General features: G+C 69.6%; 24 protein-coding genes and 1 rRNA gene. 12 read left to right on the top strand and 13 right to left on the bottom strand.

The genetic code is table 11. The features are described 5' to 3' along the window. Window positions 1–191 precede the first annotated feature (191 nt). Window positions 192–671, top strand: a complete 480-nt coding sequence (bcp, locus tag E3T24_RS11030; RefSeq protein WP_134402934.1) for a thioredoxin-dependent thiol peroxidase — start codon at window positions 192–194, stop codon at window positions 669–671. A gap of 134 nt (window positions 672–805) precedes the next feature. On the opposite strand, the gene E3T24_RS11025 is transcribed toward bcp, so the two are convergent. After that, on the bottom strand, window positions 806–1,246 hold the full coding sequence (locus E3T24_RS11025) for a hypothetical protein (RefSeq protein WP_241975989.1): 441 nt from the start codon (window positions 1,244–1,246) through the stop codon (window positions 806–808). Between the two features lie 183 nt (window positions 1,247–1,429). On the opposite strand from E3T24_RS11025, the gene E3T24_RS11020 reads away from it, so the two are divergent. After that, window positions 1,430–1,678, top strand: coding sequence for a WhiB family transcriptional regulator (locus tag E3T24_RS11020; RefSeq protein WP_035837005.1), 249 nt, complete (start codon window positions 1,430–1,432; stop codon window positions 1,676–1,678). Window positions 1,679–1,773: 95 nt separating this feature from the next. Here the strand turns inward: E3T24_RS11020 and E3T24_RS11015 are convergent, their stop codons facing one another. Continuing rightward, complete coding sequence (locus E3T24_RS11015; RefSeq protein WP_134366170.1) at window positions 1,774–3,267, bottom strand: PAS domain-containing sensor histidine kinase; 1,494 nt, start codon at window positions 3,265–3,267, stop codon at window positions 1,774–1,776. 78 nt (window positions 3,268–3,345) lie between these two features. Here E3T24_RS11015 and E3T24_RS11010 point away from each other — a divergent pair, with 78 nt between their 5' ends. Beyond that, window positions 3,346–3,810 (top strand): hypothetical protein, encoded by a 465-nt coding sequence (locus E3T24_RS11010; RefSeq protein WP_134366171.1) that lies wholly within the window; start codon window positions 3,346–3,348, stop codon window positions 3,808–3,810. Continuing rightward, window positions 3,807–5,507: a DUF5671 domain-containing protein gene (locus E3T24_RS11005; RefSeq protein ID WP_241975987.1), complete on the top strand. Its 1,701-nt coding sequence runs from the start codon at window positions 3,807–3,809 to the stop codon at window positions 5,505–5,507. The genes E3T24_RS11010 and E3T24_RS11005 overlap by 4 nt, the downstream gene beginning before the upstream one ends. 24 nt (window positions 5,508–5,531) lie before the next feature. Here the strand turns inward: E3T24_RS11005 and E3T24_RS11000 are convergent, their stop codons facing one another. Together E3T24_RS11000 and E3T24_RS10995 are read right to left on the bottom strand one after the other, a co-directional pair. Continuing rightward, on the bottom strand, window positions 5,532–6,785 hold the full coding sequence (locus tag E3T24_RS11000; protein ID WP_174776549.1) for a regulator: 1,254 nt from the start codon (window positions 6,783–6,785) through the stop codon (window positions 5,532–5,534). Between the two features lie 2 nt (window positions 6,786–6,787). Then, entirely contained in the window at window positions 6,788–7,420 is a 633-nt protein-coding gene (locus E3T24_RS10995) for a hypothetical protein (protein WP_134366172.1), read from the bottom strand. 131 nt (window positions 7,421–7,551) lie between these two features. On the opposite strand from E3T24_RS10995, the gene E3T24_RS10990 reads away from it, so the two are divergent. Beyond that, window positions 7,552–7,899 carry a helix-turn-helix domain-containing protein gene (locus E3T24_RS10990; RefSeq protein WP_134405559.1) on the top strand — a complete coding sequence of 116 codons (348 nt, stop codon included), beginning with the start codon at window positions 7,552–7,554 and terminating at the stop codon, window positions 7,897–7,899. Here the strand turns inward: E3T24_RS10990 and E3T24_RS10985 are convergent. Further along, window positions 7,896–8,492, bottom strand: coding sequence for a hypothetical protein (locus E3T24_RS10985; protein ID WP_134405561.1), 597 nt, complete (start codon window positions 8,490–8,492; stop codon window positions 7,896–7,898). The genes E3T24_RS10990 and E3T24_RS10985 overlap by 4 nt on opposite strands. Before the next feature lie 211 nt (window positions 8,493–8,703). On the opposite strand from E3T24_RS10985, the gene E3T24_RS10980 reads away from it, so the two are divergent. After that, window positions 8,704–9,150, top strand: coding sequence for an Rv3235 family protein (locus tag E3T24_RS10980; protein WP_241975985.1), 447 nt, complete (start codon window positions 8,704–8,706; stop codon window positions 9,148–9,150). A gap of 66 nt (window positions 9,151–9,216) precedes the next feature. Here E3T24_RS10980 and secA read toward each other — a convergent pair whose 3' ends face one another. From secA to mtrA, 6 genes are all read right to left on the bottom strand, one after another. Beyond that, the gene (gene secA / locus E3T24_RS10975; RefSeq protein WP_134402932.1) at window positions 9,217–12,021 is read right to left on the bottom strand and encodes a preprotein translocase subunit SecA; all 2,805 of its coding nucleotides are present in this window, start codon (window positions 12,019–12,021) and stop codon (window positions 9,217–9,219) included. Between the two features lie 113 nt (window positions 12,022–12,134). Further along, window positions 12,135–12,833 carry a ribosome-associated translation inhibitor RaiA gene (gene raiA / locus E3T24_RS10970; protein ID WP_134366905.1) on the bottom strand — a complete coding sequence of 233 codons (699 nt, stop codon included), beginning with the start codon at window positions 12,831–12,833 and terminating at the stop codon, window positions 12,135–12,137. Window positions 12,834–12,931: 98 nt separating this feature from the next. Beyond that, window positions 12,932–13,609, bottom strand: coding sequence for a phosphoribosyltransferase family protein (locus tag E3T24_RS10965; RefSeq protein WP_134366904.1), 678 nt, complete (start codon window positions 13,607–13,609; stop codon window positions 12,932–12,934). Between the two features lie 86 nt (window positions 13,610–13,695). Next, window positions 13,696–15,381, bottom strand: coding sequence for an LpqB family beta-propeller domain-containing protein (locus E3T24_RS10960; RefSeq protein ID WP_134434618.1), 1,686 nt, complete (start codon window positions 15,379–15,381; stop codon window positions 13,696–13,698). Continuing rightward, the gene (gene mtrB / locus E3T24_RS10955; protein ID WP_241975983.1) at window positions 15,374–17,041 is read right to left on the bottom strand and encodes an MtrAB system histidine kinase MtrB; all 1,668 of its coding nucleotides are present in this window, start codon (window positions 17,039–17,041) and stop codon (window positions 15,374–15,376) included. Before mtrB ends, E3T24_RS10960 begins: the two co-directional genes overlap by 8 nt. Before the next feature lie 7 nt (window positions 17,042–17,048). Then, window positions 17,049–17,729, bottom strand: coding sequence for an MtrAB system response regulator MtrA (gene mtrA / locus E3T24_RS10950; protein WP_134366902.1), 681 nt, complete (start codon window positions 17,727–17,729; stop codon window positions 17,049–17,051). 131 nt (window positions 17,730–17,860) lie between these two features. On the opposite strand from mtrA, the gene E3T24_RS10945 reads away from it, so the two are divergent. From E3T24_RS10945 to E3T24_RS10925, 5 genes are read left to right on the top strand one after another with little or no spacing between them, the layout of a single operon-like run. Next, complete coding sequence (locus tag E3T24_RS10945) at window positions 17,861–18,982, top strand: hypothetical protein (RefSeq protein WP_134402931.1); 1,122 nt, start codon at window positions 17,861–17,863, stop codon at window positions 18,980–18,982. After that, window positions 18,979–19,656 (top strand): DUF4129 domain-containing protein, encoded by a 678-nt coding sequence (locus E3T24_RS10940; RefSeq protein ID WP_134366900.1) that lies wholly within the window; start codon window positions 18,979–18,981, stop codon window positions 19,654–19,656. Before E3T24_RS10945 ends, E3T24_RS10940 begins: the two co-directional genes overlap by 4 nt. Beyond that, window positions 19,653–20,936: a DUF4350 domain-containing protein gene (locus E3T24_RS17365; RefSeq protein WP_166787172.1), complete on the top strand. Its 1,284-nt coding sequence runs from the start codon at window positions 19,653–19,655 to the stop codon at window positions 20,934–20,936. The genes E3T24_RS10940 and E3T24_RS17365 overlap by 4 nt, the downstream gene beginning before the upstream one ends. Then, complete coding sequence (locus E3T24_RS10930; RefSeq protein WP_134410313.1) at window positions 20,933–21,901, top strand: MoxR family ATPase; 969 nt, start codon at window positions 20,933–20,935, stop codon at window positions 21,899–21,901. The genes E3T24_RS17365 and E3T24_RS10930 overlap by 4 nt, the downstream gene beginning before the upstream one ends. Before the next feature lies 1 nt (window position 21,902). Further along, the gene (locus E3T24_RS10925) at window positions 21,903–23,210 is read left to right on the top strand and encodes a DUF58 domain-containing protein (RefSeq protein ID WP_134366898.1); all 1,308 of its coding nucleotides are present in this window, start codon (window positions 21,903–21,905) and stop codon (window positions 23,208–23,210) included. Window positions 23,211–23,262: 52 nt separating this feature from the next. On the opposite strand, the gene E3T24_RS10920 is transcribed toward E3T24_RS10925, so the two are convergent. Next, complete coding sequence (locus E3T24_RS10920; protein WP_134366897.1) at window positions 23,263–24,258, bottom strand: stage II sporulation protein M; 996 nt, start codon at window positions 24,256–24,258, stop codon at window positions 23,263–23,265. Between the two features lie 17 nt (window positions 24,259–24,275). Here E3T24_RS10920 and E3T24_RS10915 point away from each other — a divergent pair, with 17 nt between their 5' ends. After that, on the top strand, window positions 24,276–25,130 hold the full coding sequence (locus E3T24_RS10915) for an RDD family protein (protein WP_134366896.1): 855 nt from the start codon (window positions 24,276–24,278) through the stop codon (window positions 25,128–25,130). 1,509 nt (window positions 25,131–26,639) lie between these two features. Here E3T24_RS10915 and rrf read toward each other — a convergent pair. After that, window positions 26,640–26,729 (bottom strand): 5S ribosomal RNA (gene rrf, locus E3T24_RS10910); the annotation flags it as partial.

Below are 26,729 nucleotides of genomic sequence, written 5' to 3'. Positions count from 1 at the left end.
TTCAAATCACCCGACGCCCTCATCGCCCTCGCCATGCTCAGCCTCGGCGGCCACAAACCAGTGCTCCCCGGCCGGGTTTAACCCACGGTTACGACAGGAGAGCCAAAATTTTGCTGCTACAAGCCGCTTTTGCGCCGATCCGGCCTGTTTGGCCCAAAATCTCCGTCGAATTCGTTCGGTAGCGTGGGGGCATGACGGAATCCACGCGCCTCGCGGCCGGCGACCAGGCCCCCCAGTTCACCCTGACCGACCAGGACGGGACCGCCGTCTCGCTGTCCGATTTCGCCGGTTCGAAGGTCGTCGTGTACTTCTACCCGGCGGCGATGACTCCCGGCTGCACCAAGCAGGCCTGCGATTTCCGTGACAACCTCGCTTCGCTGGCCTCTGCCGGTTACCGCGTGCTCGGGGTGTCGAAGGATGCGCCGGCCAAGCTGAAGAAGTTCCAGGAGACCGACGAGCTCACCTTCCCCCTACTCAGCGACGCCGACCTCGCCGTGCACCGAAGCTACGGCGCCTGGGGCGAGAAGAACCTGTACGGCAAGACCGTCACCGGAGTGCTGCGGTCGACCTTCGTGATCGACGAGGCCGGCGCGATCGCGGTGGCCCTCTACAACGTGAAGGCCACCGGACACGTCGCGAGCCTGCGCAAGAAGCTGGGCCTCGCCGCCTGATCCGGGAACGCCTCTCAGCCGCCTGAGGATGGCCCTGAGGGGCCCTGCGGCACCGAGTACCGGCCGTGCGGCGCCTCGGGATCGCTGAACGGTCAGCGGATGCCGTGGGCGTCCTGGTGCTCCGGCGCCTGGCGTTACTCGGGCGCGGGGGTCGTCGTCTCGGCGATCACGCGCGGTGTGAACAGCAGGCCGAGCACGACGATCGAGGGAAGCAGCAGGGCCCAGCCGAGGTCGGGCCGGGCGTACAGGCCCTGGAAGCAGCCGACGGCCACCGCGATCTGCACCAGCTGCCAGGTCACGGCCGCACCGCGGATCCAGGACCGGCGCCGCAGGGAGTTGACGGCGACCGCACTCACCCACGCGGCCGCGACGACCACCAGGACCAGGATCGCGATGGCGCTGGCGAGGGAGGTCGGTGTGGCGGTCAGCAGCTCGAGGATGAGCCAGACGACGGCCACCCAGAGGAGGGCAGCCTCTGCCCAGAGGAGGGCTGCCAGAAGCACCACGGCGCGCGGGCGGCGCACCCCACCGGCCCCGTCGGCGGCGTCCCGGCTGTGGTCTGACCTTGAATTCACAGAGATATCCCATACAGAACTATTGATTTGACTCCACCATTATGCGACCATAATTGAGGCCCGGTTGACGCTCACAGGGACGTGAGTCGATCTGATTGTGTAGATCCGTTACCCTTCCTGCAACCGGCAGCCTCTCATCTTCGGCCAATCGGCCAGGCATCCCTGCAATCAAGGAGCATCTCTATGGACTGGCGCGACAAAGCTGCCTGCCTCACAGCCGACCCGGAATTGTTCTTTCCGGTAGGCAACACTGGACCCGCGGTGGACCAGATCGAGAAGGCAAAATCCGTCTGCGCACGTTGCAACGTCACCGAGGTGTGCCTCCAGTACGCGCTCGAGACCGGCCAGGACTCAGGCGTCTGGGGTGGCCTTAGCGAAGACGAGCGCCGTGCCCTCAAGCGCCGCGCCGCCCGGGCCCGTCGCGCGTCCTAGCGCACGCCCCCCGTGGCCTCACCGCTGCACCGGGGACATGAAGAAAGGCCCGGCTGACCAGCCGGGCCTTTCTTCATGTCCCCGGTGGCCCGGGGCTACGCCTCGCGCATGTACCGCAGTGGGATCTCGATGGTGACCTCGGTTCCGCTGCCCATCATGGTGTGCCAGTCGATGCTGCCGCTGAGCTCGCCCTGGATCAGGGTGCGCACGATCTGGGTGCCCAGCCCCGACCCGACCTTGCCCTCCGGCAGTCCCGATCCGTTGTCGCGGACCCGCACGGTCAGGGTCTCCTCGTTGCGCTCGGCCTCGATCGACACCTCGCCCTCGCGCCCGGCCAGGCCGTGCTCCACGGCGTTGGTCACGAGCTCGGTCAGCGCCAGGGCCAACGGGGTCGCGTAGGAGCTCGGCAGGATGCCGAAACTGCCCGACGATTTCGGATGCGCCGTCGTGTTGTGCGCGGACGCCACCTCCATGATCAGCAGCAGGACACGGTCGAACACCACATCGAAGTCCACCTTCTGATTGAGGCCCTCGGAGAGCGTGTCGTGCACGACGGCGATGGCCGCCACCCGGCGCATGGCCTGGTTGAGAGCTTCCCGGGCGGTGTCGGAGTGGGTGCGCCTGGCCTGGATGCGCAGCAGGGAGGCCACCGTCTGCAGGTTGTTCTTGACCCGGTGGTGGATCTCCCGGATCGTCGCGTCCTTCGTGATCAGTTCCCGCTCCTGGTGCCGCAGCTCGGTGACGTCCCGGCAGAGCACGATCGCCCCGATCCGCTCGCCCCGGTTGCGGATCGGGATGGCCCGCAGCGACACGGTGACCCCGCGCGCCTCGACGTCCGTGCGCCACGGCGCCCGGCCCGTCACGACCAGTGGCAGGGTCTCGTCGACGACGGCCGTGCCCGTGAGCAGGCTCGTGGTGACCTCGGCCAACGATTCCCCCTCCAGCTCCTCGATGAAGCCCATCCGGTTGAAGGCGGAGAGTGCGTTCGGGCTGGCGAACGTGGTCACGCCGTCGACGTCCAGCCGGATCAGCCCGTCGGAGGCTCGCGGAGCACCGCGGCGGGGGCCGGTGGGCGCGCCCAGATCGGGGAAATCGCCCGACGCGATCATGGCGAAGAGGTCGTTGGCGCAGTCGTTGAAGGTGAGCTCCTGGCGGCTGGGCGTGCGGGCCTCACTCAGGTTGGTGTGCCGGGTGAGGACCGCCACCGGCGCATCCGAGATTTGCGACCCGGTCGAGGAGAGCCGTCGCCTGACCGGGATCGCCCGCACCCGGGTCGGGGTCTCCTCGTACCAGTCCGGCGCCGTGGTGTCGACGATCTTGGCCGTCTCGAAGGCCTCGGTGACCTGCTGGCGCCATTCCACCTTGATGGCCTGGCCCACGAAGTCGCGGTAGAACAGGGTGGCGGCGCTGGAGGGCCTGGCGTGGGCGACCGCGACGAAACTGCCGGTGCTGCTGGGCACCCAGACCACGATGTCGGCGAAGGCAAGGTCGGCGAGGAGCTGGCCGTCCGCGACGAGCATGTGGAGCCAGTCCACGTCCTCCGCGCTGCTGCGGCCCTGGGCAAGTACGAGATTACTGAGCGTCGACACGGTCAATAGCCTAGATGGCCCGGCTGCCCGCCGACATCACCGAAGGTGAGAGAGCGTGAATTGGGCCATGCTGTGCTTATGAGCACAGCGAATGGAAAGCCCGATCGCACCCTGATTATCATCCTGTCCGTGATCGCGGTCCTCGTGGTGGTGGCCCTGGTCGCGGTCTTCACCCGCGGCGAACCCCAGGCGCTCGATCCGGGGACCCCGGAAGGAGTCGTGCAGGGCTACGCCACGGCGGTCATCGACGGCGACGAACAGGCCGCCGGCGAGTTTCTGACCGAGGACGCTTTCTCGGGCTGCGAGAAGTTCGACCGTTCGCCCACGGGTGACCTCCGGGTCACCCTGGTGTCGACCACCGAACGAGCCGAATCCGCCGACGTGAAGGTATCCATCGTCACCTCGTCCGGGAACGGTCCCTTCGGCGCCGACGAATACGAGACGGAAGGCGTGTTCGATCTGGTCAAAGTGAACGGCGACTGGCTGATCGACGACACCCCGTATGAACTCATGATCTGCCCGAACCCGAAGGCGGCCTCATGATGGCCAGCATCGTGCTCCTGCTCCTGATCGCCGTGATCGGCGCCGGCATCGCCGGGATCGTGATCGCGGCGCGTAAATCGTCCGCCTCCGGGCAGAGCGCGGCGCAGCCCACCGCGCGGCGGGTGATCGTCTTCATCCTGCTCTTCGCGCTGGTCGTGATCGCGGCGATCGGCCTGAGCGGGGTGCTCGGGCGCCTTCTCGACGCCGGAAACGCGCTCGTCTCCGGCGATATCACCGGGCTCGCCCGATCCCTGGCTTTCACCCTGATCGCCGGGCCCTTCGCCGCCGTGCTCTGGTGGGTGTTGTGGCGGCGGATGGGTGACGGCCAGGAGCGGTCTTCCATTGCCTGGGGGCTGTATCTGGCCGGCATGTCCACGGTCTCGCTCGTGACCGCCACCAGCGCCCTGCTGGCCACGGCGGCCGCCCTCGTGCGCACCGACTGGCAGCCGCTCATCTTCGCCACCGGCGTGGTCTGGGCCGGGGTGTGGGCCTGGCACCAGTGGATGTCCCGGCACAAGACCAAGAGTCCCACCCAGCTCGTGTCTGTGGCCCCCGTCCTCGGCTCGGTGTTCGGGCTTGTGGTCGCGGTGGGCGGCGCCGTCACGGCGCTCGCTTCCCTGATCGACGCGGCCGTCGACGCCTTCGGGTCCAGCGTCACGGTGGGCGAGCCCTGGTGGCGGCTGACCCTGCAGGCGCTGGTCTGGTTCGCCGGCGGCGCGTTCGTGTGGTGGTGGCAGTGGATCCGCAACCGGGCCAAAGACCTGCGCGGCGGGCTCGCCGACGTGACTCTGGTGCTCGTCGGGGTGGCCGGGGCCGCGATTCTGACCCTGACCGGTGCCGGTACCGTATTGTTCCTGCTCCTCCGGCTCGCTTTCGATCGCACTGACCCGATCACCGCCATGCTCGATCTCCTCGGTGCCGGCCTGGCCGCGGCCGCCGTCGGCGCGCTGGTCTGGAGTTACCACTGGCGTCTCACCCTGGCCCGCTCGGGCACCACCCGGATGGCGACGCAGCTGGTGACCTCCGGTATCGGCCTGGTCGCCGCCGCATCCGGGCTGGGCGTGGTGGTGAACGCGATCCTCGCCGCCCTGACCACCTCGTTGGCCGGCTCCGACACGCGCACCCTCCTGCTGGGCGGCATCAGCGCGCTGCTGGTGGGCGGTCCGGTGTGGTGGGTCGCCTGGAAGCCGGCGACCCCCGTCGCCCCGGACCGGATCGCCGCCACGGGCCGGCGGGTGTACCTGATCCTGGTGTTCGGGGTCAGCGCCGCCGTCGCCATCGTCACGCTTCTGGTGATCGGCTACCGCATCTTCGAATTCGCCCTCGGGGACGTCACCGGCCAGAGCCTGCTCGATCGGGTGCGGGCGCCGCTGGGCCTGCTCGTGGCCACCGGCCTCGCCGCCGGGTACCACTTCTCCGTGTGGAGGCGGGACCGTTCCGAGATCGCCGAGGTCCCCCGCCGGGCCCGCACCATCGGCCGGGTGTTCCTGGTGACGGGTGCGGACCCGGCACCGCTTGTGCGGGCGATCGACGAGGCCACCGGGGCATCCGTCACGGTGTGGCGCCGCTCCGACGCGGTGGGTGACACGGCATCCGTGGAACAGCTCACCCAGGCGCTCCACGGCGTCACCGGCCACAGGGTGATGGTCGTCACGGGTCCCGGGTCCCGGATCGACGTCGTTCCCCTGCAGGACTGACCCCGGGCCGGACCGACCCCAGGCTCAGCCGGCGACGGCCGGCCGGCGCCACCACGTTTCCCTCCGGCGCCGGCTTGCGGCGGGCGCGGGGACGGGCAGGAGTTCCGTGCGGACGAACCGGCGGATGCTGGCTCGCGCCGGCGACTTCGGCGCGGCGTCCCGCAGGGTGCGGCCCGCGACGATGGCCGCATCCGCCCCCTGCTGGTCATGCGGGACCAGGATCGGGGACTCGATTCCGCCGAAGCGGCGCAGGGCAGACACCACCTGGCCGTTCGGGTCCAGTCCGACCGCTCCCCGCCGCACCCGATTCATCACCACGCTGATCCGGCTGGTCGTGACCACCTCGGCCAGGTCCACCCAGGCGCGCAGGAACCGGGCCATTCCGACCGGGTCGGCCAGGCCGCACGCGACCACGTGGTCGGCGCACCGGAGTCCGGTGAGGGTGGCCGCATTGCGCCGGGGGGCGAACAGGTCGCTGGAGATCTCCTCGTCGCTCTCGAGACTGAAGCCGGTGTCGAGCACGACATAGTCGACCCACCGGCGCAGTTCGTCGATGGTGCGGGTGACCCGTTCGGCGGAGAGCTCCGGCCAGCGGGACGGCCGGCCGATCCCGGTGAGCACCCAGAAGGCGCCCTGGGGCGTGTTGTAGCGCTGCGCAACGCGTTCGAGCTCGGACTGGGTGAGGCTGTCCGTGCCGGCCAGCCGGCACGCCGCCGCGAACCCGGGGGCCTCGTCGAGCATGCCCAGGGCTGGGGCGACCGAGCCGCTGTACGTGTCGATGTCGGCCAGGACGACGGTGTGCCCGACCGCGGCGATTTCGGCCGCGATGTTGATGGCCAGGGTGGTTCGGCCCGGAGCTCCGGAGGGACCCCACACCGCGATCACGGCGCCGGGCCGGGTCCCGGCCAGGGCCCGCGGGTCGCCGACCCGCAGCGGGATGGCGACGCCGTGAATGATCAGGTCCTCGATCTCCGACCAGTCCGTGGCGGCATCCAGCACGTCGAGCAGCCCGAGGCCGGCCGCATGGCGGCGGTCCTGATCGGATGCGGCGAGCGCGATCAGCCGCGCCCCCTGGGTATCGCAGGCGGCGATCAGGTCCGCCGTGAGGGTTGTCCGGGCGGCGCCGACCAGCACGATCTCCGGGGCGCTCTGGCGCAGCGCGAGGATGAGCTCGCCCGCCGACGCCGAGCGGGCGACGATCACATGGCCCCGCTCGATCAGGTCCACCAGCAGTCGGTCTTCCGTGTGCCGGTCCAACGCCAGCGCGAGGGTGGCCACGGCTACTCCCCCAGGGGCGCGTTGACGGGCACCACGGCGATCGCGTCCCGGTTCGCGATCGACTCGAGCACGGCCGCGACGGTGTCCTTGGGCACCAGGACCTCCAGCGAACGGATGCCCGACGTGGCGGCGAGCCCGGACGGTTCGATGAGACGCACGACCGCGGCCCGCCCGACCAGCACCGTGGGCGGCCCGTATGCCGCCTGCCCGGTGGAACGCGACGACCAGACGTCGACCACGGAGCCCGGTCCGATGCTGGCGGCGAGGCTGCTCGTCAGCTCTACCACGATGCTGGTCGACTCGGCGCCGCTGGTGCGCCCGACGGCGGACGCCGGCACGAGCTCGCCGGCCGCGATGGTCCGGGTCACCAGCAGGCCCTCCTGCGGCAGCCGGTCGGGCGTCACGTAGAGGGCATCGGCCGACCCGAGGCGAACCCGGGTGGCCACCAGGTCGGACGCCTCGACGTGGTCTCCCACGGCGAGGGTGGACCGGGCGGCGAACACGGCCGTGGTCTGGTCGCTTCCCGCCACAATCCAGTAGACCCCCACGACGGCCGCGACGACGAGCACCAGGCCGATCGCGAATCGGGGGTCGAACCAGAATCGCTGGCCTGTGCTCTTCGCCGGCTTGCTCACCACGCCTGCCTCCCGTTCGATGGGGTGTCCGTGAGTCCATCGTCGTCGTCTTCTCCCCCACGCGGGAGAGTTATCCACAGCCGCAACCCGCCCTGCCCACTGCGATCACGCGGAGACGCATAATCGTTTCCATGAACGATTCAGCGGGTGCCACCGGTGTGGGACGTTTCCTCACCGTCGCCGACACGGCCGAGATCCTGTCGTTGTCGGTGGGCGAGGTGCTGGAGCTGGTGCGCACCGGCGAGCTCCCGGCCATCCGGCTCGGCGCTGCCACCACCGTCGGCGTTGTCGGTACCGGCCCGGCCGGGGTATGGCGGGTCGAGCGCGTGGTCCTCGAGTCCTTCATCGAGGCCAAGTACGAGGAGGCCCGGCGCATGTCCCTGTGGCAGCAATCCGACTTCGGCAACATCCCCGAGCTGTCCGGCGGCACCATCATCCGCCCCGACAGTGACGTCACGCGGGGAATGGACGACCGCTAGGGCAACCGCACGAGCTGAATCTCGGTGATCGGCACAATCCGGTACTGGTGCACCTCCGACTCCCGGCGCAGCGTTCCCGCTGCGTGCACCGCCAGGTCGACGTGATCACGGCCGACCCGGTCGATGGTTCCGCGGAGCGGCCCGGAACGCGTGTGCACCTCGATGTTCGCGCGCCGCCGGCACAGGTCGCGGAGCACGAAGGGCAGCCCGATGCGGTCGACGAGCCGCACGGCCGATTCCGGCTCGGTGACGAGCGAGTCGGGGATCTCGTCGCGTCGCACGATCACCCCGGCGACCGCCGCGAGCGGGAGGACACACTGCGCGCCCGTGGACCCCGCGTCGAGGAGGTCCGCGGCCAGCCAGTCCCGGCCGAACGTCGTCGGTCGGAGGGTCAGCGTCTCCCCCGACGCCAGCACCACCCGGAGCACGCCGGCCCCGAGGCCCGAGGCTCGCGCCAGACCGGTCAGCCGGTTGCGCAGGGAGAGCCGGCCGAGTCGGAGCCGTTCCTCTTCCGCGCGCAGGTCAGTCTCCTCGGCGTTCAGCTCGTGTTCGAGCTGCCCCTCGAGATCGTCGAACAGATTGTCCCAGCGCACACACCGAAGCTAGCGCCCGCCACCGACGGATCGCTCCGGTTATCCACAGGGCTTATAAGCCCTCGACACCATGCTGCCCAGCTGGTTGAGTAGCGCCCAAGGACTCCACCCCCACTGCGGGGGTGTCCGGTGATCCACCCGAACGCCGGCACCACCCGACGGCCCGCGCAGACCCTGTCACGGCCGGCGGACTCACGCACCCGGAGGAGTCATGAGCGATCCAGCCGCCAGCACGGCACAGACCCCCGCCTCCCGCTCCCGCGGCGAGAAATTCCAGGCCGATGACTTCTTCGGCCATCAGCCGAGTTCCCGGGCCCAGCTGCCCGACCCGGAACCGCTCCTGATCAACCTCGCGCGCTGCGTGATCGAGGTCCTGGCCGGAGCGAGGGAACTCGACCAGCTCGCCCGGTGGGTCAGCGACGACGTCTACCGGCACCTGCTCAAACGGGTCGTCCTCTCCGCCCGGGCACGCGCCGTCAAGGGGCAGCGGGCCCAGCGACCAGCCATCACGATCGGCCGGGTCACCATCTCGGAGCCACGGGACGGCGTGATCGAGGCCGTGGTGATCGTGCACAGCAAGGTGAGGGTGCGCGCGGTGGCGATCCGGTTGGAGGGTTTGGACAAGCGCTGGCGGGCCAGCGCGATCAACGTGCTGTGACTCGCAGCTGAAGAAAAAACGCCCTCGTCGCAGGGACGAGGGCGTTCTTCCACGACCCGGCGGGTGCTACTTCTTGCCCTGGGACCGTCGCTCGGCGCGGTTGACGGGCGCCGGGTCGGAGGTGTCGCGCTGGCCGAACGCGCCGCGCTGGGCGGGCGCCGGGGCGGCATCCGTCTCGTCGGCGGCGGGGGTGGCGGCGCCGGCCCGGCGGGCACGGTCCGTGGCCGCCTGCTGGATCTGGCCGCGCTGGTCGCGCACCTCGACTCCGCCCGAGTCGCTCGGGGCGGTGAAGCTGAGCTTCTCCTCAGCGGCGTCGGCCGGGGCGAGCCCCTTGGCCGCGACGACGGGGCTGGCCACGGCACCGGGGGCCTGGCTGACCTCGACCTCGAGGTTGAAGAGGAAGCCGACGGTCTCCTCGCGGATTTGGCCCATCATCTGCTGGAACATCGCGAAGCCCTCGCGCTGGTATTCCACCAGCGGGTCGCGCTGGGCCATGGCGCGCAGGCCGATGCCGTCCTTGAGGTAGTCCATCTCGTAGAGGTGTTCGCGCCACCGGCGGTCGATGACCGACAGCACCACGCGACGCTCGAGTTCGCGCATCGCCGGTGAACCGAGGGACTCTTCCCGGCGCTGGTAGGCCAGCTTGGCGTCCGAGATGATTTCGCGTCGCATGAAGTCGCGGTTGATCTTGCCGCGGTTCCCGGCCTCGGCGACGACCTCGTCGATGGTCAGTCCCACCGGGTACAGGGTTTTGAGTTCGGTCCAGAGGGCGTCGAAGTCCCAGTCATCGCCGTTGCCGTCGCCGGTGTGCACGTCGAGCACCTCGTCGATGACGTCCTCGAGGAAGCGCTGCGTGCGTTCGTGCAGGTCGTCACCCTCCAGGATGTGGCGGCGGTCCCCGTAGATCGCCTCACGCTGGCGGTTCAGCACGTCGTCGTACTTGAGCACGTTCTTGCGGATTTCCGCGTTGCGGCCTTCAACCTGCGACTGCGCCGAGCGGATGGCGCGGCTGACGACCTTGGACTCGATCGCCATGTCGTCGGGGATCCCCTGGCGACCCATCAGGCTCTCGGCGGCACCCGCGTTGAACAGGCGCATCAGGTCGTCGGTGAGCGACAGATAGAAGCGGCTCTCGCCGGGGTCGCCCTGACGGCCGCTGCGGCCACGGAGCTGGTTGTCGATGCGGCGCGACTCGTGGCGTTCAGTACCGAGCACGTAGAGGCCACCGGCCTCGACGACCTTGTCGGCCTCTTCGGTGACCTTGGCCTTGACGCCCGCGAACACATCGTCCCAGGCCGTCTCGTACTCGTCCGGCGTCTCGACCGGGCTCAGGCCCTTCGCGTTCATCTCGGCGACGGCGAGGAACTCGGCGTTGCCACCGAGCATGACGTCGGTTCCTCGACCGGCCATGTTGGTGGCGACGGTGACCGAACCGAGACGCCCGGCCTGCGCGACGATCGCGGCCTCACGGGCGTGGTTCTTGGCGTTCAGGACCTCGTGGCGCACGCCTTTCTTGGCCAGCAGCCGCGACAGGTACTCGCTCTTCTCCACGCTGGTCGTGCCGACCAGGACCGGCTGCCCCTTCTCGTGCCGGGCGACGATGTCCTCGACGACCTGGCCGAATTTGGCTTCCTCGTTCTTGTAGACGAGGTCGGCCTGGTCGATGCGCTTCATCGGCTTGTTCGTGGGGATGGAGACCACGCCGAGCTTGTACGTGCTCATGAACTCGGCGGCTTCGGTCTCGGCCGTACCGGTCATCCCGGACAGCTTCGAGTAGAGCCGGAAGTAGTTCTGCAGGGTCACCGTGGCCAGGGTCTGGTTTTCTGCCTTGACGGCCACACCCTCCTTGGCCTCGATGGCCTGGTGGATGCCCTCGTTGTACCGACGGCCCATCAGGATGCGGCCGGTGTGCTCGTCGACGATGAGCACCTCGCCGTTCATCACGACGTAGTCCTTGTCCTTCTTGAACAGGGCGTTGGCCTTGATGGCGTTGTTCAGGAACGAGATCAGGGGGGTGTTCGCGGACTCGTAGAGGTTGTCGATGCCGAGGTAGTCCTCGACCTTCTCGATGCCCGATTCCAGCACGCCCACGGTGCGCTTCTTCTCGTCGACCTCGAAGTCGACGTCGGGAATGAGCCGGTTGGACAGGCTGGCGAACTCGGTGAACCAGCGGTTCGCTTCGCCGGATGCCGGACCGGAGATGATCAGCGGCGTCCGCGCCTCGTCGATCAGGATCGAGTCGACCTCGTCGACGATGGCGTAGTAGTGCCCGCGCTGCACCATGTCGGATGCCTGCCAGGCCATGTTGTCCCGGAGGTAGTCGAAGCCGAACTCGTTGTTCGTGCCGTAGGTGATGTCCGCGAGGTACTGGTCGTGGCGCTGGGCCGGCGTCTGCCCGGAGAGGATGCAGCCGGTGGTCATGCCCAGGGCCCGGAACACGCGGCCCATCAGCTCGCTCTGGTAGCTGGCGAGGTAGTCGTTGACCGTGATGATGTGCACGCCGCGGCTGGTGATGGCGTTCAGGTAGGCGGCGGTCGTGGCGACCAGCGTCTTGCCCTCACCCGTCTTCATCTCGGCAATGTTGCCCAGGTGCAGGGCGGCCCCGCCCATCAGCTGCACGTCGAAGTGACGCAGGCCGAGGGTGCGGGTGGAGGCTTCGCGCACGGCCGCGAACGCCTCGGGCAGCAAGTCGTCCAGCGACTCACCGCCCGAGTAGCGCTCTCGCAGCAACACGGTCTCGTTCTTCAGTTCCTCATCGGTGAGGTGGCCAAAGTCTTCTTCGAGCGCGTTGATGGCCTTCGCGTACTGCTCGAGGCGACGCAGCACGCGCCCTTCACCAACACGAAGAACCTTTTCCAGGATTGAGGCCACGAAATGCACTCCACTAGTCGTCACGGCGTGTGCACACGCCTGTCGTCGTCGTCGGACGCTTGCAGCGACCGATATTCGGCAACTATAACAAGGCTAGTTGGTCAGAGGCTGCGTTATCCGGCCGACTGCACGGCCGCTCCGCCCTCTTCGGCGTTCTCGTCCAGTTCGATGACGCCGTAGTCCCAGCCCTTGCGTCGGTAGACGACGCTGGGGCGCTTCGTCTCGGCGTCCTGGAACAGGTAGAAGTCGTGCCCGACGAGTTCCATGAAGTACAGGGCATCGTCGACGGTCATCGGGGACGCGGCGAACACCTTGCGGCGGATGACGACCGGGCTGTAGACCTCGGCCGGCTCCTCTGCCGGTGCCGCGGCTTCCTCATCGGTGACGATGTTGATCGCCCCGGTGCGCACGCGCTCGAGGGTCTCGGCGTCGGCCGGCTTGATGTCGACGACGCTGAAGTCGACGGATGCCGCGTCGTGCAGCGAGATCGGCCGGTGGGCTCCGCCGCGGTGCACCTTCTGGCGGTCCTTCGCCCGGCGCACGCGCTCGAGCAACCGGCCCAGCGCGACGTCGAAGGCGGCGTACTTGTCGGAACCGTCCGCCTCGGCCCGAACGATCGGACCCTTGCCGATCAGGGTCAACTCGACCCGGTCATTTCCGGTGGACCCGTTCTTCTCACGGTGCCGACTCAGCTTGATTTCAAGAGCCAGGGCCTTGTCCGCGAGGCCGGCGACCTTCTCGGCCTTCTCGGTGGCATACTCCCGAAAACGATCGGTGATCCCCAGGTTTCGTCCCACGATGTTTGTTTCCATGACGACCTCCAGATCTGGCGAACCGCCCATATCTGGGCGATTATTACGCGCCTTTATGATTACCGTAGCCCGGTGCGCCGGATAAGTCACAGCTTTTGTCAACGAGTTTCAGATGAACCTCCGGTGACCGGATGACGACGCCGTGTTTCCGCCACTGTTGCCACTCCGACCACCTGCCCGCCGGCATCCAGCACGGCGCGTCGCGCCTCGAGGACGGTGGCGCCGGTGGTCAGGATATCGTCGACGATCAGGCACCGAAAACCGCCGAGCGGCCGCCTGGCGGTCAGCGACCCGGCCCGGTTGCGGCGTCGGGCCTCGATGCCGAGACCCACCTGGTCGACCGTCTCCGCGGAGGGCCTGAGCACCCCGCTGGCGCGCAGCCCGGCCCGCCTCAGCAGCAACTCCACCGGGTGGTAGCCCCGGCTGCGCCACGCGCCCCGGGACGAGGGAATGGTGACCAGATGGATGCCCGGCTCCGGTTGGGCGGCGAGGGCGGCGACGATGGCCGCCCGCAGCGGCACCGCGAGCGCGCCGGCGGCATCCGTTCGCCCACCGTCCTTGAAGGCGCCCAGCACGCGCCGGGGCACTCCGGTGTAGTCGAGGGCGGACCACATGCTCACTCCCAGCCGTTCGGAGGAATGCACGGCCGGGAGCAACGCCTGGCGGCAGGCGGGGCACAGGGCGCGGTCCGGGGCGTCGCAGCCGCTGCAGACGGTGGGCATGACCACGGCCCACGCGTCGAGGGCGGCCCGCACCGCTTGATCCGGTCTCCTCATCCGGCCAGCGTGCGCCCCGGCGCGTCGGAGCGCGTCCGGCGGCCCCGACCTGTGCGGGCCGGGGGCACCGCGCGGCGGTGGAGGAGCTACCCGCCGATGCCCTGCTGGGTGGCCAGGAGGGTCAGACCGCCGAGGCGTTCCTGCCAGCCGACCCCGCGTTGCACCAGGAGCCCCCCGGTGGACGAGATCGCCCGGAGGTCGCGCAGGCTGTTGCTGCCGACGATCCCGGTGCTGTCCGGCGCGGACTCGAGGCGGGCGCTGACGCCGCCGAGCTGCTGGGTCACGATCCGTTCCTCTCCGCTCGACAACCGGTTCAGGTAGGCCACCGTGAGCTCGTCGATCCAGGTTGCGTCGACGGGGACACCGGCCTCGGAGGCCAGCTGCACCGCGTCGCCGAGGGAGACCGGCATGTTCTTCTCCCGGGTGATCGCCACGACGACGAACCGCGTGTCCGTCCCGTTCCGGAGGAGAGCGATCAGCCGGGTGCCGTCCCGCGACACCCGCAGCGACTGGATCGCCGAGGCTTCCGACCAGGGCGTCGGCACGGCGACGGCGTCCCCGTTCAGCCCGTACACGAACAGTTCCCCCGGCCGGCTCGACGGCACGGACCAGACGAACCCGAAGTTGTCCACCGCGGGCGGGATCAGGCCCGCACGCGGGTCGAGCAGTACGGGGTCGTCGCCGACCCGCACCCCGTACACGCCCCCGGCGGCCAGGACAGCCGCCATCGTCTGGCCCGGCGAGAGCACGACGGAGGTCGGGTTCAGGGAAACGACCGTCTCCGATAGGCCTGGGATGGACGTGATGGCCTTGCCGGTCGCGGCGAGGAAGCCGAATTCCCCCTCCCGGAGGATCAGCGCCCGGGCGTCGACGCGGGGGTTCAGGGCCGGGGCGCTGGCGCCCAGGTCGCCGATCTCCTGCGAGTTGCGGTTGATGGTGATGCTCACGGTCAGCCCGGGCGGCAGGCTGGCGCGGAGCTGGGCCTCCATCCGCTGCAGGGTGACCCGGTCGGCGTTGAGGGCTTCGCTGTTGAGGTCGACCTTGGCGTCCCGCGCGACGACCTGAACGGCATCCGCTGTGAGCTTGGTGCCGTCCGGGAAAGCCGTCGAGACGGCCTTGCTGAGCCATGGACTGGGTCCGCCGAGCAGGCCGTTGACGATCTTCGTCAGGGTGGCCGCCCCGCGCGGGTACCAGCGCAGGTCGGGCACCAGATAGGCGTAGCCCGGGTCGAAGAAGTAGAGGGCCTGGGAGGTGAACACGTCACCGAAGATGTTCCGGTCGATCACCGTGCCGTTCGGTGCCGCGCTGATCCGCCACTGCCCGCCGACCTGCACGAACTGGTAGCGAAGGGAGACCGCCGCGGAGGACTCCATCTCGCGGTACTCACCGGCCGCGTCGACCTCGGCGACCGGGTTGACCGAGAACTGCATCTGCTGGGTGTCTCCCACCGCGACGATGCTGCGGCCGGTTCCGTCGTCGATGGTCACACCGGTGTCTGGCTCCCACGCGCCGCTGTAGTTCGGCGCCAGGAACTCCCGGGCGATCGCGTAGTCGTTCTCCGGGCTGGTGGCGGCGTCGATGAAGCCGCGCAGGATCCCTTCGGGGCTGGCGTCCTTCTGCGGCCGGGACGGCAGGAAGACGGGCGCCGGCGTGGAGCCGGGCTGCGCGGCCTGGCCGGCTCGTACCCCGCCCTCGCTCGGGATGCCGGAGCATCCGGTCAGCAGCAGCGCGCACACGGCCAGTGCGCCCAGGAATCGGGTGCGGTCATGCATCGTTCTCCTCCGTTCCGCGGAGGACGGCGGCGGGACTCGCCGCCCCGGCATCGTCCGGCGGCAGCGGGCTCGGCGACGTCGACAACTCGCCGTTCGCCAGTCGGGGCAGGGTCAGCCGGAAACAGGACCCTTCACCCGGCCGGGACCAGACCTGCAGCCAGCCGCCGTGTACGACCGCGTCCTCGAGGGAGATGGACAGGCCGAGACCCGTGCCGCCGATGGTGCGCTTGCGGGACGGGTCGGCGCGCCAGAACCGGTCGAAGACGTGAGCCATCTCGGCCGGGCTCATGCCCATCCCGTAGTCACGCACGGACAGCGCCACGGCGCTTTCGTTGCTGTCGACGGACACGATGATGGGCCGGCCCTCCCCGTGCTCGATCGCGTTGCCGATCAGGTTGTGCATGATCCGACGGATGCGGCGGGGGTCGACCTCGGCGTCCAGATGCCCGCCCGGCGCGACCAGCATGAGATCGGTGCCCTTCGACTCACCCAGGGATCGCAGACCGTCGATGGCGTCCTCGGCGAGGTGCACCAGGTTGGTCGGCTCGGTCTCCAGCTGCACGGAGCCCGCGTCGTACTTGCTGATCTCGAGCAGGTCGCTCAGCAGCAGTTCGAACCGTTCGACCTGGGTGTGCAGGAGTTCGGCAGTGCGTTCGATGGCCGGCGGGAAGGTGGACCGCTGGTCGTAGAGCACGTCGCCGGCCAGCCGGATGGTGGTCAGCGGGGTGCGGAGTTCATGGGAGACGTCGGACACGAAGCGCTGCTGCACCTCGGAGAGGTCCGCAAGCTCCTTGATCTGGCTCTGCATGCTGTCCGCCATCCCGTTGAACGACCGGGCAAGGGTCGCGATGACGTCCTCCCCCTTCTCCGGGATCCGGACGCCGAGGTCACCGGAGGCGAGCCTCTGGCTGGTGGCGGCCGCAACGCGGATGGGCGTCACCACGAAGCGCACGACGATCCAGGTCACCCCGCCGATCAGCAGGATCAGGATCAGGCCCGCCACGCCGAGGGTGCGCTGCACGAAGAGCAGCGTCGACTCGGCGTCGGCCAGGCTGTAGCCGATGTAGAGCTCGTACCGGCCGGCGACCGGGACCGCGATCTGCGACCCGACGACGATCCCCGGGGCCTGCCCGCCGTCATCCGTCGCGAGCGTCACCGACTGCCAGAACTGTTCCCCGGCGTTGTCCTGCACGGAGGAGCGGAGATCGCTCGTGATGACTCCGTTCGAATCGCCGAAGGAGGAGGAATCCTGGGGAGCCACGGTCGAGGCGTCCTGCCCGGGCACGCGGAAGATGGCGATCAGCTGGCTCGAGGACGCCGCGGTGATCAGGGTGCGGGCGGAACCGACCAGTGCCTGCACCTCCACCCGGTCCGCGGCGTCGGAGGCGTCGAAGATGCCCTGCGCGGCGGCGGTCGCCCGGCTCGAATCGACCAGGACCTGGCTGAGACGGGATTGGAAGAGGTCGTTGCCCACGCTGACGGACACGTAGACCCCGACCACGCCGATCGCCATGCCCGACAGTGCCACAGTGATGGTCACCGTGCGGAATTGCAGGGACGAGCGCCAGGTCGCGGCGATCCGGGCGGGCCAGTCCCGCCAGTCCCGCCAGTCCCGCCAGTCCCGCCAGGTGAAGCGGGCGGCTCCGGTGCGAACGACCACGAAAAACCTACCCGGCCACGCCGGCCCGGTAGCCGACGCCGCGCACCGTCATCACGATGCGGGGGTTGTCCGGGTCGTCTTCGACCTTGGCCCGCAGACGCTGGACGTGCACATTCACCAGGCGGGTATCCGCCTTGTAGTGGTAACCCCAGACCTGCTCGAGCAGCATCTCGCGGGTGAAGACCTGCTGCGGCTTGGAGGCGAGCGCGAGGAGCAGGTCGAACTCGAGCGGCGTGAGGTTGATCTGGCGATCGCCCCGCCGCACCTCGTGCCCGGCGGCGTCGACGACCAGGTCCCCGATCTGCAGGCTGGAAATCGTGTCCGTCGAGACCGGCCGCAGGCGCGTCCGGATGCGGGCGACGAGTTCCTTGGGGTTGAACGGTTTCACCATGTAGTCGTCCGCGCCGGATTCGAGGCCCTTGACGACGTCGGTCGTGTCCGTTCGAGCGGTGAGCATGATGATGGGCGTTCCGGACTCGGCACGGATGAGGCTGCACACCTCGATTCCGTCCAGGCCCGGCAGCATCAGGTCCAGCAGCACGAGATCCGGTTTGGCGGCGCGGAATGCCTCCAGCGCGAGGGAGCCGTCCGCGCAGAAGACCGGGTCGAACCCCTCGGCGTTGAGCACGATGCCGATCATCTCTGCCAGTGCGGTGTCGTCATCGACGACCAAAATACGTGCGTTCATCAAACCGTTTTCCACTCAGTCACCCAAAATACCCCGGTGAGTCAGTCAATCTCTGGGCTAAGAGTAGTCGAGTGTGCCGTGTGACCGCTCAACATCCTTATTCAGGGCCGAGGTATGCCAGCATAGGATCCGTGACGGACCCGCAGAACTGGCACTCCCCGAACGATGACGGGCGCCCTGCTCCTGCCTTCGGCGCACAGCCTCCGACCGGCGCGTGGACCCCGCCGCCGCGTCCGGGACTGATCCCGCTGCGACCGCTCGGCTTCGGCACCCTGCTCTGGGCGCCGTTCCAGGTTCTCCGGCGCAACCCGAAGGCCACCTTCGGCAGCGCCCTGCTCGTGCAGGGCGCGATCACCCTCATCACGCTCGTCGTGGTCGGGCTCGTCACCTTCTTCGCGCTCGACCGCGTCGCCAGCGCCCCGATCGAGGACCGCGCCCAGGTCGAGGCCGGCGCCACCCTGACGATCGTGCTCTCGGCGCTCGTGCCGCTGGCCCTGTCCGTGCTCGCGTCCGCCCTGCTGCAGGGCGTCATCGTGGTCGAGGTGGCCCGGGCCACGCTCGGCGAGAAACTCCGGCTCGGGGCGCTGTGGCGCTCGGCGGGACGCCGCCTGTGGCCTTTGGCGCTCTGGACCTGCCTGCTCAGCGCCGGCTTGATCGTGGGGATCGGCGTGGTGGCGGGCGCAGTGGCGGCCTTCGTCATGATCGGCGGAGGGTGGGTGGCGCTGGCCGTGGTCAGCGGCATCCTCGGCTCGCTCGCGCTCCTCTCCCTCGGCGCCTGGCTGTTCACGAGGACCTCGCTCGTGCCGAGCCTGATCGTGCTCGAGCGCCTGGGCATCGGGGCGGCCGTGCGTCGATCCTGGTCGCTCACCCAGGGCTACTTCTGGCGCACCCTGGGCGTTCAGTTCCTGGTTGCCGCCATCGTCAACATCGTGGCCCAGGTGGTGTCGACACCGCTGTCGCTTCTGTTCGGCGTCGCCGTGTCTCTCGTCGACCCGAACGCGGCCCTGGACGCCTACCTGCCCTCGGTCATCCTGTACGTGCTGATCATCTTCGTCGCATTGGTGCTCGGCGCCGTGGTGTCGGTGGTGCAGTCGGCCACGACCGCCCTGATCTACATCGACCTGCGGATGCGCAAGGAAGGCCTCGACCTCGAACTGGCGCGCTTCGTCGAATCGGTCCCCGGCAGCGACGTGCCTGACCCCTACCTGGTGCCGACTCCGGCGGTTTCAGGGCCGGAGACCGTGCGGGCATGATCGACTGGGGGCTCGAAACGATGGTGCGGGGAACGATTCCGGTCGATCCGGACGCACCCGAGGCGCAGCGGTGGCTGCGGGAAGAACTCGCCAAGGCCCCCTACCAGGCGGCCCGGCCGACCTGGTTCGACCGGGTGTCCTCGGCCGTGCTCGACTGGTTCGGTTCACTCACCGCACCGTCCGGTGATGGCCTCGCCGGCTGGATTCCGCTCATCGTCACGGTGGTGCTGGCGGCCATCGTCGTGCCGGCGCTGCTCATTTTCGGGCTGCCCCGGCTGAACCGGCGCAGCCGCCTTCCGGCCGACCTATTCGGGGTCGACGACCGCCGGTCCGCCGCGGACCTGCGCCGAGCGGCTCTCGCCGCGGCCTCCCACCGGGACTGGAGCCTGGCCAGTGCGGAGATGTTCCGCGCGCTGGCGCGTGAGCTGTCCGAGCGCACGATCCTGGTCGCCCTGCCCGGCACCACCGCGCACTCGTTCGCCGCCCGGGCGGCCGAGGCGTTCCCCGCGGAGACGGTCAGGCTGGCCGAGGCCGCCGAGACCTTCGACGGGGTGCGCTATCTCGGGGTGGTCGGCACGGAGGCCCGTTTCCTCGCGCTGGCCGCACTCGAGGCCGACCTCCGCTCCGCTCGGCCCGCACGCCGCGAAGATCCCGCCCCGTCGGCCCTCGCATGACGCCCGCGCCCCGGGGAGCCACCGTGCAGGCGGCTGCGCCGGCGACGGTCACCCCGGTCTCTGCGGCCGGCCCGTCGACCGAGAACGCGATCGCCCTCACGCCGACCCTGCGCGCCACCGGTCGCAGGGTGCGGTTCTGGGTTCTGGCCGGGGCGGGGGCCCTTCTCGTCGCGATCGTCGCCACGCTCCTCGCCGGCGGCACCAGCGCGGGCAAGCCTCCCCTCGCCGCAGACAGCGCCGCCCAGCCCGGCGGCCGGGCCCTGGTCGAAGTTCTGCAGCACGAGGGCGTGTCCGTGACGGTGGCCGACACCCTCGCCGAGGCGCGCACCGCGGCCGGGCGGGCCGAGAACCCGACCGTCTTCTTCTTCGACGAGGGCGGACTCCTCACCGCCGACCGGCTCACCGCCATGGCCGGCCTGGCACCGCGCACCGTGGTCGCCGGCCCGGATTTCCTGCTGCTGCAGACGCTCGCCCCCGAGGTGGGTTTCGGCGGCGTCGCCGACAAGAAGGCTGCGCCGGCCGGATGCTCCGTGCCGGCCGCGGTGAAAGCGGGGACCCTGCCCCCCGGCGAGCGCACACTCACCTTCCCGGCCGGTTCGGCCGGTCTGACCGGCTGCTTCACCTCGGCAACCGGCGCGTTCTCCGTGGTCGAACGCGTCGCATCTGGTCGGACCCTGACTCTGGTGGCGGACGATTCATTGTTCAGCAACGACCGGATCGCCCTCGCCGGAAACGCGGCCCTCGCGCTCAACCTGCTCGGAGCCGGTGACGAGGTCGTCTGGTACCTGCCGACGATCGCGGACGTGGAGCGGACCGGGCCCCCCTCGCTCGGCGAGCTGACGCCAGGCTGGGTCACCCCCACCCTGGTGATCCTCGTCTTCGTCACTCTGGCCGCGATGATCTGGCGCGGGAGGAGGTTCGGTCCCCTCGTCGCCGAGAATCTGCCGGTCACCGTGCGTGCCAGCGAAACGATGGAGGGCCGGGCCCGCCTGTACGCCCGCAGCGGCGCCCGCCTGCGTGCTCTCGACGCGCTGCGGGTCGGGGCCGTGCAGCGCCTCGCCGGCCAGGTCGGGCTGTCCCGCCTGGCGAACCTCGACGACGTGATCCAGGCCGTGGCCCGGGTGACCGACCGGCCGAGCGGCGAGGTGCGGTCCGTCCTCGTCGACCGCGTGCCCGCGATCGATGCCGAGCTGGTCGCCCTCTCCGACCGCCTCCAGGAGCTCGAGCGGGCGACCAGCCGAGCGATAACCCCACCGCCACCCGGAAGAATGGACTCATGAGCACTCACACCGCTGTCGATACCCTGCGAGGCTCGCTCGCCCAGGTGCGCACCGAGGTCGGCAAGGCCGTCGTCGGGCAGGACGGCGCCGTGACGGGCCTGATCATCGCGCTGCTGGCCCGCGGTCACGTGCTGCTGGAGGGTGTGCCGGGGGTCGCCAAGACCCTCCTCGTGCGCTCGCTCAGCCACGCGCTCAGCCTGGAGACCAAGCGGGTGCAGTTCACCCCCGACCTGATGCCGGGGGACGTGACCGGTTCGCTCGTGTACGACGCCAGGGTCGGCGAGTTCGAATTTCGGAAAGGGCCGGTGTTCACGAACATCCTGCTGGCCGACGAGATCAACCGCACCCCGCCGAAGACCCAATCGGCCCTGCTGGAGGCGATGGAGGAACGACAGGTCAGCGTCGACGGCGTTTCCCTTCCCCTGCCGGATCCATTCATCGTCGCGGCGACAATGAACCCGATCGAATACGAGGGCACCTACACGCTGCCGGAGGCGCAGCTGGACCGATTCCTGCTCAAGCTCGTGCTCGACATCCCGGAGCGCGACGCGGAGTTCGAGGTGCTGCGGCGGCACGCGACCGGCTTCAACCCGCGCGACCTGGCCGGAGCCGGGGTGACCGCCGTGCTCGGCCCGGACGAGCTGAGGGCGGCGCAGGCGGCGGCGGCATCCGTGGGCGCCAGCGCGGACGTGCTCGGCTACATCGTCGACCTGGCCCGGGCCACCCGGCGCAGCCCGTCGGTGAAGCTCGGGGTCAGCCCGCGCGGCACGACGGCGTTGCTCGCGTCGGCGAAGGCCTGGGCCTGGCTGAGCGGGTACGACTCGATCACCCCCGACCACGTGCAGGCCATGGTGCTTCCGGTCTGGCGGCACCGGTTGCAGCTGCGGCCCGAAGCCGAACTCGAAGGCGTGTCGGTGGACGCGATCCTGCGCGCGGTGCTCGCTCAGGTGCAGGTCCCGATCTAACGTGACGCTCACCGGCCGGTTCGTCGCCCTCGTCGCCCTCGGCGTCGTGCCGATCGTGCTGCTCGGGCGAACGCCCGGCACCGCGGCGGCCGTGCTCGGGCTGTGGCTGCTGACCGTGCTGGCCCTCGGCATCCTCGACCTGTCGCTCGCCGGGTCGCCCCGCGCGATCGGCCTGGCCAGGAACCTGCCCGCCCGGGTGCGCCTGGGCGAGTCCGTGACGAGCGACCTGTACCTGAGCAACACCGGTACCCGGGACCTGAGACTGGTGCTGCGGGATGCCTGGCAGCCCTCCGCCGGCGCCGGGAACAACCGCACCCCGCTGACCGTGCCGCGCGGGGAACGACGCCTGGCGTCGCTGACGTTGACCCCGATTCGGCGCGGCGAGCGGAGGGTGGAGCAGGTGACCGTGCGCTCATCCGGGCCACTCGGGCTGTGGGCGCGGCAGGCGACGCTGCTGGCGCCGGGGCGCATCCGGGTTCTGCCGCCCTTCAACGCGCGCAAACACCTGCCCTCGCGGATCACCCGGCTCAAGGAACTCGACGGGCGCACCAGCCTGCTGGTGCGCGGTCAGGGCACCGAATTCGATTCCCTGCGCGAGTACGTTCGGGGCGACGACGTGCGCTCCATCGACTGGCGGGCCACGGCCAGGCGCGGCGACACCATGGTGCGCACCTGGCGGCCCGAACGGGACCGCCGGGTCGTCATCGTCGTCGACAGCGGCCGCACCTCGGCGGCGCGGGTGGACGACGAGCCCCGCCTCGACACGGCCTTCGAGGCGTCGCTGCTGCTCGCCGCACTGGCATCGAAGGCCGGCGACCGCGTCGACTTCATCGCCTACGACCGCCGCACCCGTGGGCGGGTGCAGGGCGCGCAGGGAGCGGAGCTGCTCTCCCGCATGGTCGACACGATGGCCATGATCGAACCCGAGCTGATCGAGACCGACTGGTCCTCGGTGCCCGGCCAGGTGCGCCAGGTCACCACCCAGCGAGCACTGGTGGTGCTGATCACCTCGATCGATGCGGCCGGCGCCTCGAGTGCGCTGCTCTCCATGCTGCCGCAGCTGACCCGGCACCACACCGTCGTCGTGGCATCCGTCACCGACCCCACCACCCTGCAGGCCACCCGCGAACGCGGCAACCGCGAGGAGATCTACCGGGCGGCGGCGGCCGAACGGGCCCTGCTGGACGTGGCCCGGGTGTCGGCCGCCATCCGTCAGCAGGGCGCGGACGTCGTCACCGGGGCGCCCGCCGATCTGCCGCCGGACCTGGCCGACCGGTACATCGCCTTGAAGTCGGCCGGCCGCCTCTGAGTCGCGGGCCGCGGGCGCTCGGGCCACGGGCCGCGGCTGGTGATCTGCAGGGCTACGCCGCGTAGATCCGAGTGCTGCCGGCCTCGAATTCGGCCAGGTCGCCGGTCTCCCCCGCCCGCACCGCGCGGCCGCCGAGCACCAGCATGTAGGCCAGGAACGCCAGCAGGGCAGCAGCCCCGATGCCTATCTTGACCGGCCAGGGCCAGGGTGCCGGGGTGACGAAACCCTCGATCACCCCGGAGACCAGCAGGACGAACATCAGACCGATCGCCACCGTGGACAGTGCGCGCGCGTCTTCGGCCAGGGCCTGGCCGCGGGTGCGGGGGCCCGGGGCGATCCAGGCCCAGAAAATGCGGAGCCCTCCGGCGGCGGCCACGAAGATGGCGGTCAGTTCGAGCATGCCGTGCGGGGCGATGTAGAGGAAGAACACGTCGCCCTTGCCGTAGGCGAACATGACGGCTGCCGTGATCCCCACGTTCTGCGCGTTCTGCAGCACGATGTAAGGCACGTACACGCCGAGGATGCCGAAGGCGATGCACTGGGCGGCGATCCACGCGTTGTTGGTCCAGACCTGGCCGGTGAAGGATGCCGCCGGGTTCTCGGAGTAGTAGTTGACGAAGTCTTCGTTGACGAGTTTTTGGAGCTGCGCGTCGGAGCCGATGTTGGCGAGTACCTGCGGGTCCCCGGATACCCACATCGCGTAGAGGCCGGCCACCACGACCGTGACCAACGCCACCGCCAGGGTCAGCCAGCGCAGGCGATAGAGGGCCGCCGGCAGCTGCAGCACGAAGAACCGCGGAATCTGGGAGACCACGCTGGCGCTGGCGCCGGTGAACCTCAACCGGGCCCGGGACAGCGCCACGGAAAGACGGTCGCCCTGCACGGTCGACCCGGTGGTGGTCTTGATGAAGGAGAGCTGCGTCGCACCCGCCTGATAACGCTCGATCAGCTCGTCGGATTGCGCGCCGGACAGCCGCCGCTGCGAGCCGAGTTCGGCCAGGCGGCCCCATTCGGCGCGGTGCGCCGCTGAATACGCGTCAAGGTCCATCTGTTCTAATAGTAGACATGGCGCAGTCCGCTAATGTGGCCGATCACGGCGAGTATCCGCTGAGCGAGTATGAACTCCTCACGGGGGAGGCCGTCGCGCTCGACGTGCGGCCGGCCAGCGTCATCCTGCGGGCAGCGGGCACGATCATCGATTGGGTCGCGTACCTGCTGCTCTTCCTCGCGATGGCCTACATCGTCTCGATCCTGGCCGGTCAGGCCCTCGACGATGCGCTCGTGCGGGCTCTCGGCATCGTGGGGCTGGTGTTCTCCATCCTGGTTGTGCCGATGACCGTCGAAACACTCTCCGGCGGGCGATCCCTGGGCAAACTCGCCATCGGGGCGCGGATCGTGCGAGACGACGGCGGCGCAATCCAGTTGCGGCACGCCTTCATCCGCGCACTGCTCGGCGTGATCGAGATCTACCTCACCTTCGGCGGCCTGGCCGCCACGACGGCACTGCTGAACGGCAAGTCGAAGCGTCTGGGTGACCTCCTGGCCGGCACCTACAGCCAGCACGAGCGAGTGCCAACGCTTCGGGTCGCCGTGCACGGGCTGCCGGAGGAACTCGAGACCTGGGCGCAGACGGTCGACATCATCCGGCTGCCCGACCGCCTGTCCCGCCGCATCGCTCAATTTCTGGACCAGGCGGCGAAACTGACGCCCCCGACCCGGGTGCGCCTGGCCGAGAGCCTGGCCGCCGAGGCAGCTCCCTTTGTCTCACCCCTCCCCCCGGTGCCGCCCGAGTTGTTCCTGGCCGGGGTGGCGGCCGTGCGTCGCTCGCGCGAGTTCGCCGCCCTGATCCTGGAGCGCGACCGCCTGGAGCGCCTGCAGCCGGTGCTCAGCACTCTGCCGCACAACTTCCCGCAGCGCTGAGTCCGGCCACTCGCCGTCGCCCGCTGAATGTCACGTACTGCCGTTCGCTCGCCGTGCTCTCGTCCCGGCACGCCGGATGGCTTTCTCGAACCGACGAGCCTCAGCGACCAGGGCATCGTACTCGGCGGTGCGGCGCAGGACGTTCTCGTGGTCCTGGCGAATCGCTTCGAAGTGCGCCCTGAGGACTGGATCTGTGGTCTTTCGTGATTCATCCACGTCGACGACTGTGCCAGGGACCTCCGACGCTGGCGCCTCCGGTGCCCTGACGGCCCGGCTGCCCGCCAGATCACGTGTGTAAGCGCCCGCCCAGGCTGCCGTTGGGATCCCGCGGATCACCGTTCTCGTGGCGCGGGTTTCNGTAGGGAGGACGCTCACCATCGCGCTGCGGACGATCAGAATTGCCACGATAGGGGGCACGCTCGCCGCCACCGGTGGGGCGCTCGGAGTTGCCACGGTAGCCGCCCGCGGACGGGCGGTCGGAGTTACCACGGTAAGGAGGACGCTCACCATCACGCTGCGGACGATCGGAGTTCCCACGGTAGGGGGCACGCTCGCCACCACCGGTGGGACGCTCGGAGTTCCCCCGGTACGGAGGACGATCGCCGTCCTGCCGCGGTCGATCCGACCGGCCCTGGTAACCGCCGGAGCGACGTTCGTCGCGTCCGCCGTCGCGTGATTCGTTATCGTGCGATCCTGTGGGGCTCACTGTGTCTCCTGTGTAATTGTGCCTGTCATTTCGACAGACTCTTCAATCGTAACTTAACGCCAATTGGCCACCCCGAGAGGTGGCCAATTGGTTGTTGTGACTGACTCAGGTCCGGCGCTGTCCTTCCCACCCCGGTCTGCGCAACGAGACACTCTCCCCCAGGGCCCAACGGCTGTGCCTGTTCCGGTCGAGAGTGGCCGGTAGCGCGGTCACTCTCGACCGGAATGGGCACTCTCGCCGGATGGTTCGCATGCCGGCAGCCCTCTGCGTGCACCTGGCAGACGGATGTGGCGCAGGCGGCAGCGGCGGCGTAGCCGCGACTTCACGAGCAGGCTCCCCCACGAAGACATTCTGGTCCCGGTGGCCGTGGTCTTGCGCGCCGAGGCCGGCCGGGCGCCGTCCCTCCCCCGTTGTCGTTGNCCCGCCCAGGCTGCCGTTGGGATCCCGCGGATCACCGTTCTCGTGGCGCGGGTTTCTCGGGGCGCAGGTTGTGCTCGCGGGCGCAGGATTTACCGTGCGCCGGCGGGCACAGGGTGCGCCGCGACGGCGCCCCCTCCCGGGCCGGGCCGGCCCCGGAGGCACCCGGGCCGCCCGGAGTGTGCCTGTTCCGGTCGAGAGTGCCCGGTAGCACGGTCACTCTCGACCGGAACGGGCACTCTCACCCGGACGTCAACGAGGGAAGGCCACCCCTGAGGGTGGCCTTCCCTCGTTGATACCGCGCACGAGCACGGTGGTGCGGGGTGTGTGGGTTAAGGCAGAATGGCCACCCCTGAGGGTGGCCATTCTGTGTGTTACCAAGTTAAGTCCGGCGGTGTCCTACTCTCCCACAGGGTCCCCCCTGCAGTACCATCGGCGCAGAGAGTCTTAGCTTCCGGGTTCGGAATGTGACCGGG

It is taken from the genome of Cryobacterium sp. TmT2-59, from assembly GCF_004403545.1.
In the GTDB taxonomy this organism is placed as follows: Bacteria; Actinomycetota; Actinomycetes; order Actinomycetales; family Microbacteriaceae; genus Cryobacterium; species Cryobacterium shii.
Note: the sequence above shows the minus strand (reverse complement) of the source record. Positions and strands in the feature narration are given on the sequence as shown.

Coding starts and splice junctions, on each gene's coding strand:
- E3T24_RS10960 (WP_134434618.1), bottom strand. CDS start 15,381: ATGCATGACCGCACCCGATTCCTGGGCGCACTGGCCGTGTGCGCGCTG.
- E3T24_RS11005 (WP_241975987.1), top strand. CDS start 3,807: ATGATGGCCAGCATCGTGCTCCTGCTCCTGATCGCCGTGATCGGCGCC.
- raiA (WP_134366905.1), bottom strand. CDS start 12,833: ATGGAAACAAACATCGTGGGACGAAACCTGGGGATCACCGATCGTTTT.
- E3T24_RS10930 (WP_134410313.1), top strand. CDS start 20,933: ATGAGCACTCACACCGCTGTCGATACCCTGCGAGGCTCGCTCGCCCAG.
- E3T24_RS10940 (WP_134366900.1), top strand. CDS start 18,979: ATGATCGACTGGGGGCTCGAAACGATGGTGCGGGGAACGATTCCGGTC.
- E3T24_RS10920 (WP_134366897.1), bottom strand. CDS start 24,258: ATGGACCTTGACGCGTATTCAGCGGCGCACCGCGCCGAATGGGGCCGC.
- E3T24_RS10990 (WP_134405559.1), top strand. CDS start 7,552: ATGAACGATTCAGCGGGTGCCACCGGTGTGGGACGTTTCCTCACCGTC.
- E3T24_RS17365 (WP_166787172.1), top strand. CDS start 19,653: ATGACGCCCGCGCCCCGGGGAGCCACCGTGCAGGCGGCTGCGCCGGCG.
- mtrA (WP_134366902.1), bottom strand. CDS start 17,729: ATGAACGCACGTATTTTGGTCGTCGATGACGACACCGCACTGGCAGAG.
- E3T24_RS10980 (WP_241975985.1), top strand. CDS start 8,704: ATGAGCGATCCAGCCGCCAGCACGGCACAGACCCCCGCCTCCCGCTCC.
- E3T24_RS11020 (WP_035837005.1), top strand. CDS start 1,430: ATGGACTGGCGCGACAAAGCTGCCTGCCTCACAGCCGACCCGGAATTG.
- bcp (WP_134402934.1), top strand. CDS start 192: ATGACGGAATCCACGCGCCTCGCGGCCGGCGACCAGGCCCCCCAGTTC.
- E3T24_RS11010 (WP_134366171.1), top strand. CDS start 3,346: ATGAGCACAGCGAATGGAAAGCCCGATCGCACCCTGATTATCATCCTG.
- E3T24_RS10965 (WP_134366904.1), bottom strand. CDS start 13,609: ATGAGGAGACCGGATCAAGCGGTGCGGGCCGCCCTCGACGCGTGGGCC.
- E3T24_RS10915 (WP_134366896.1), top strand. CDS start 24,276: ATGGCGCAGTCCGCTAATGTGGCCGATCACGGCGAGTATCCGCTGAGC.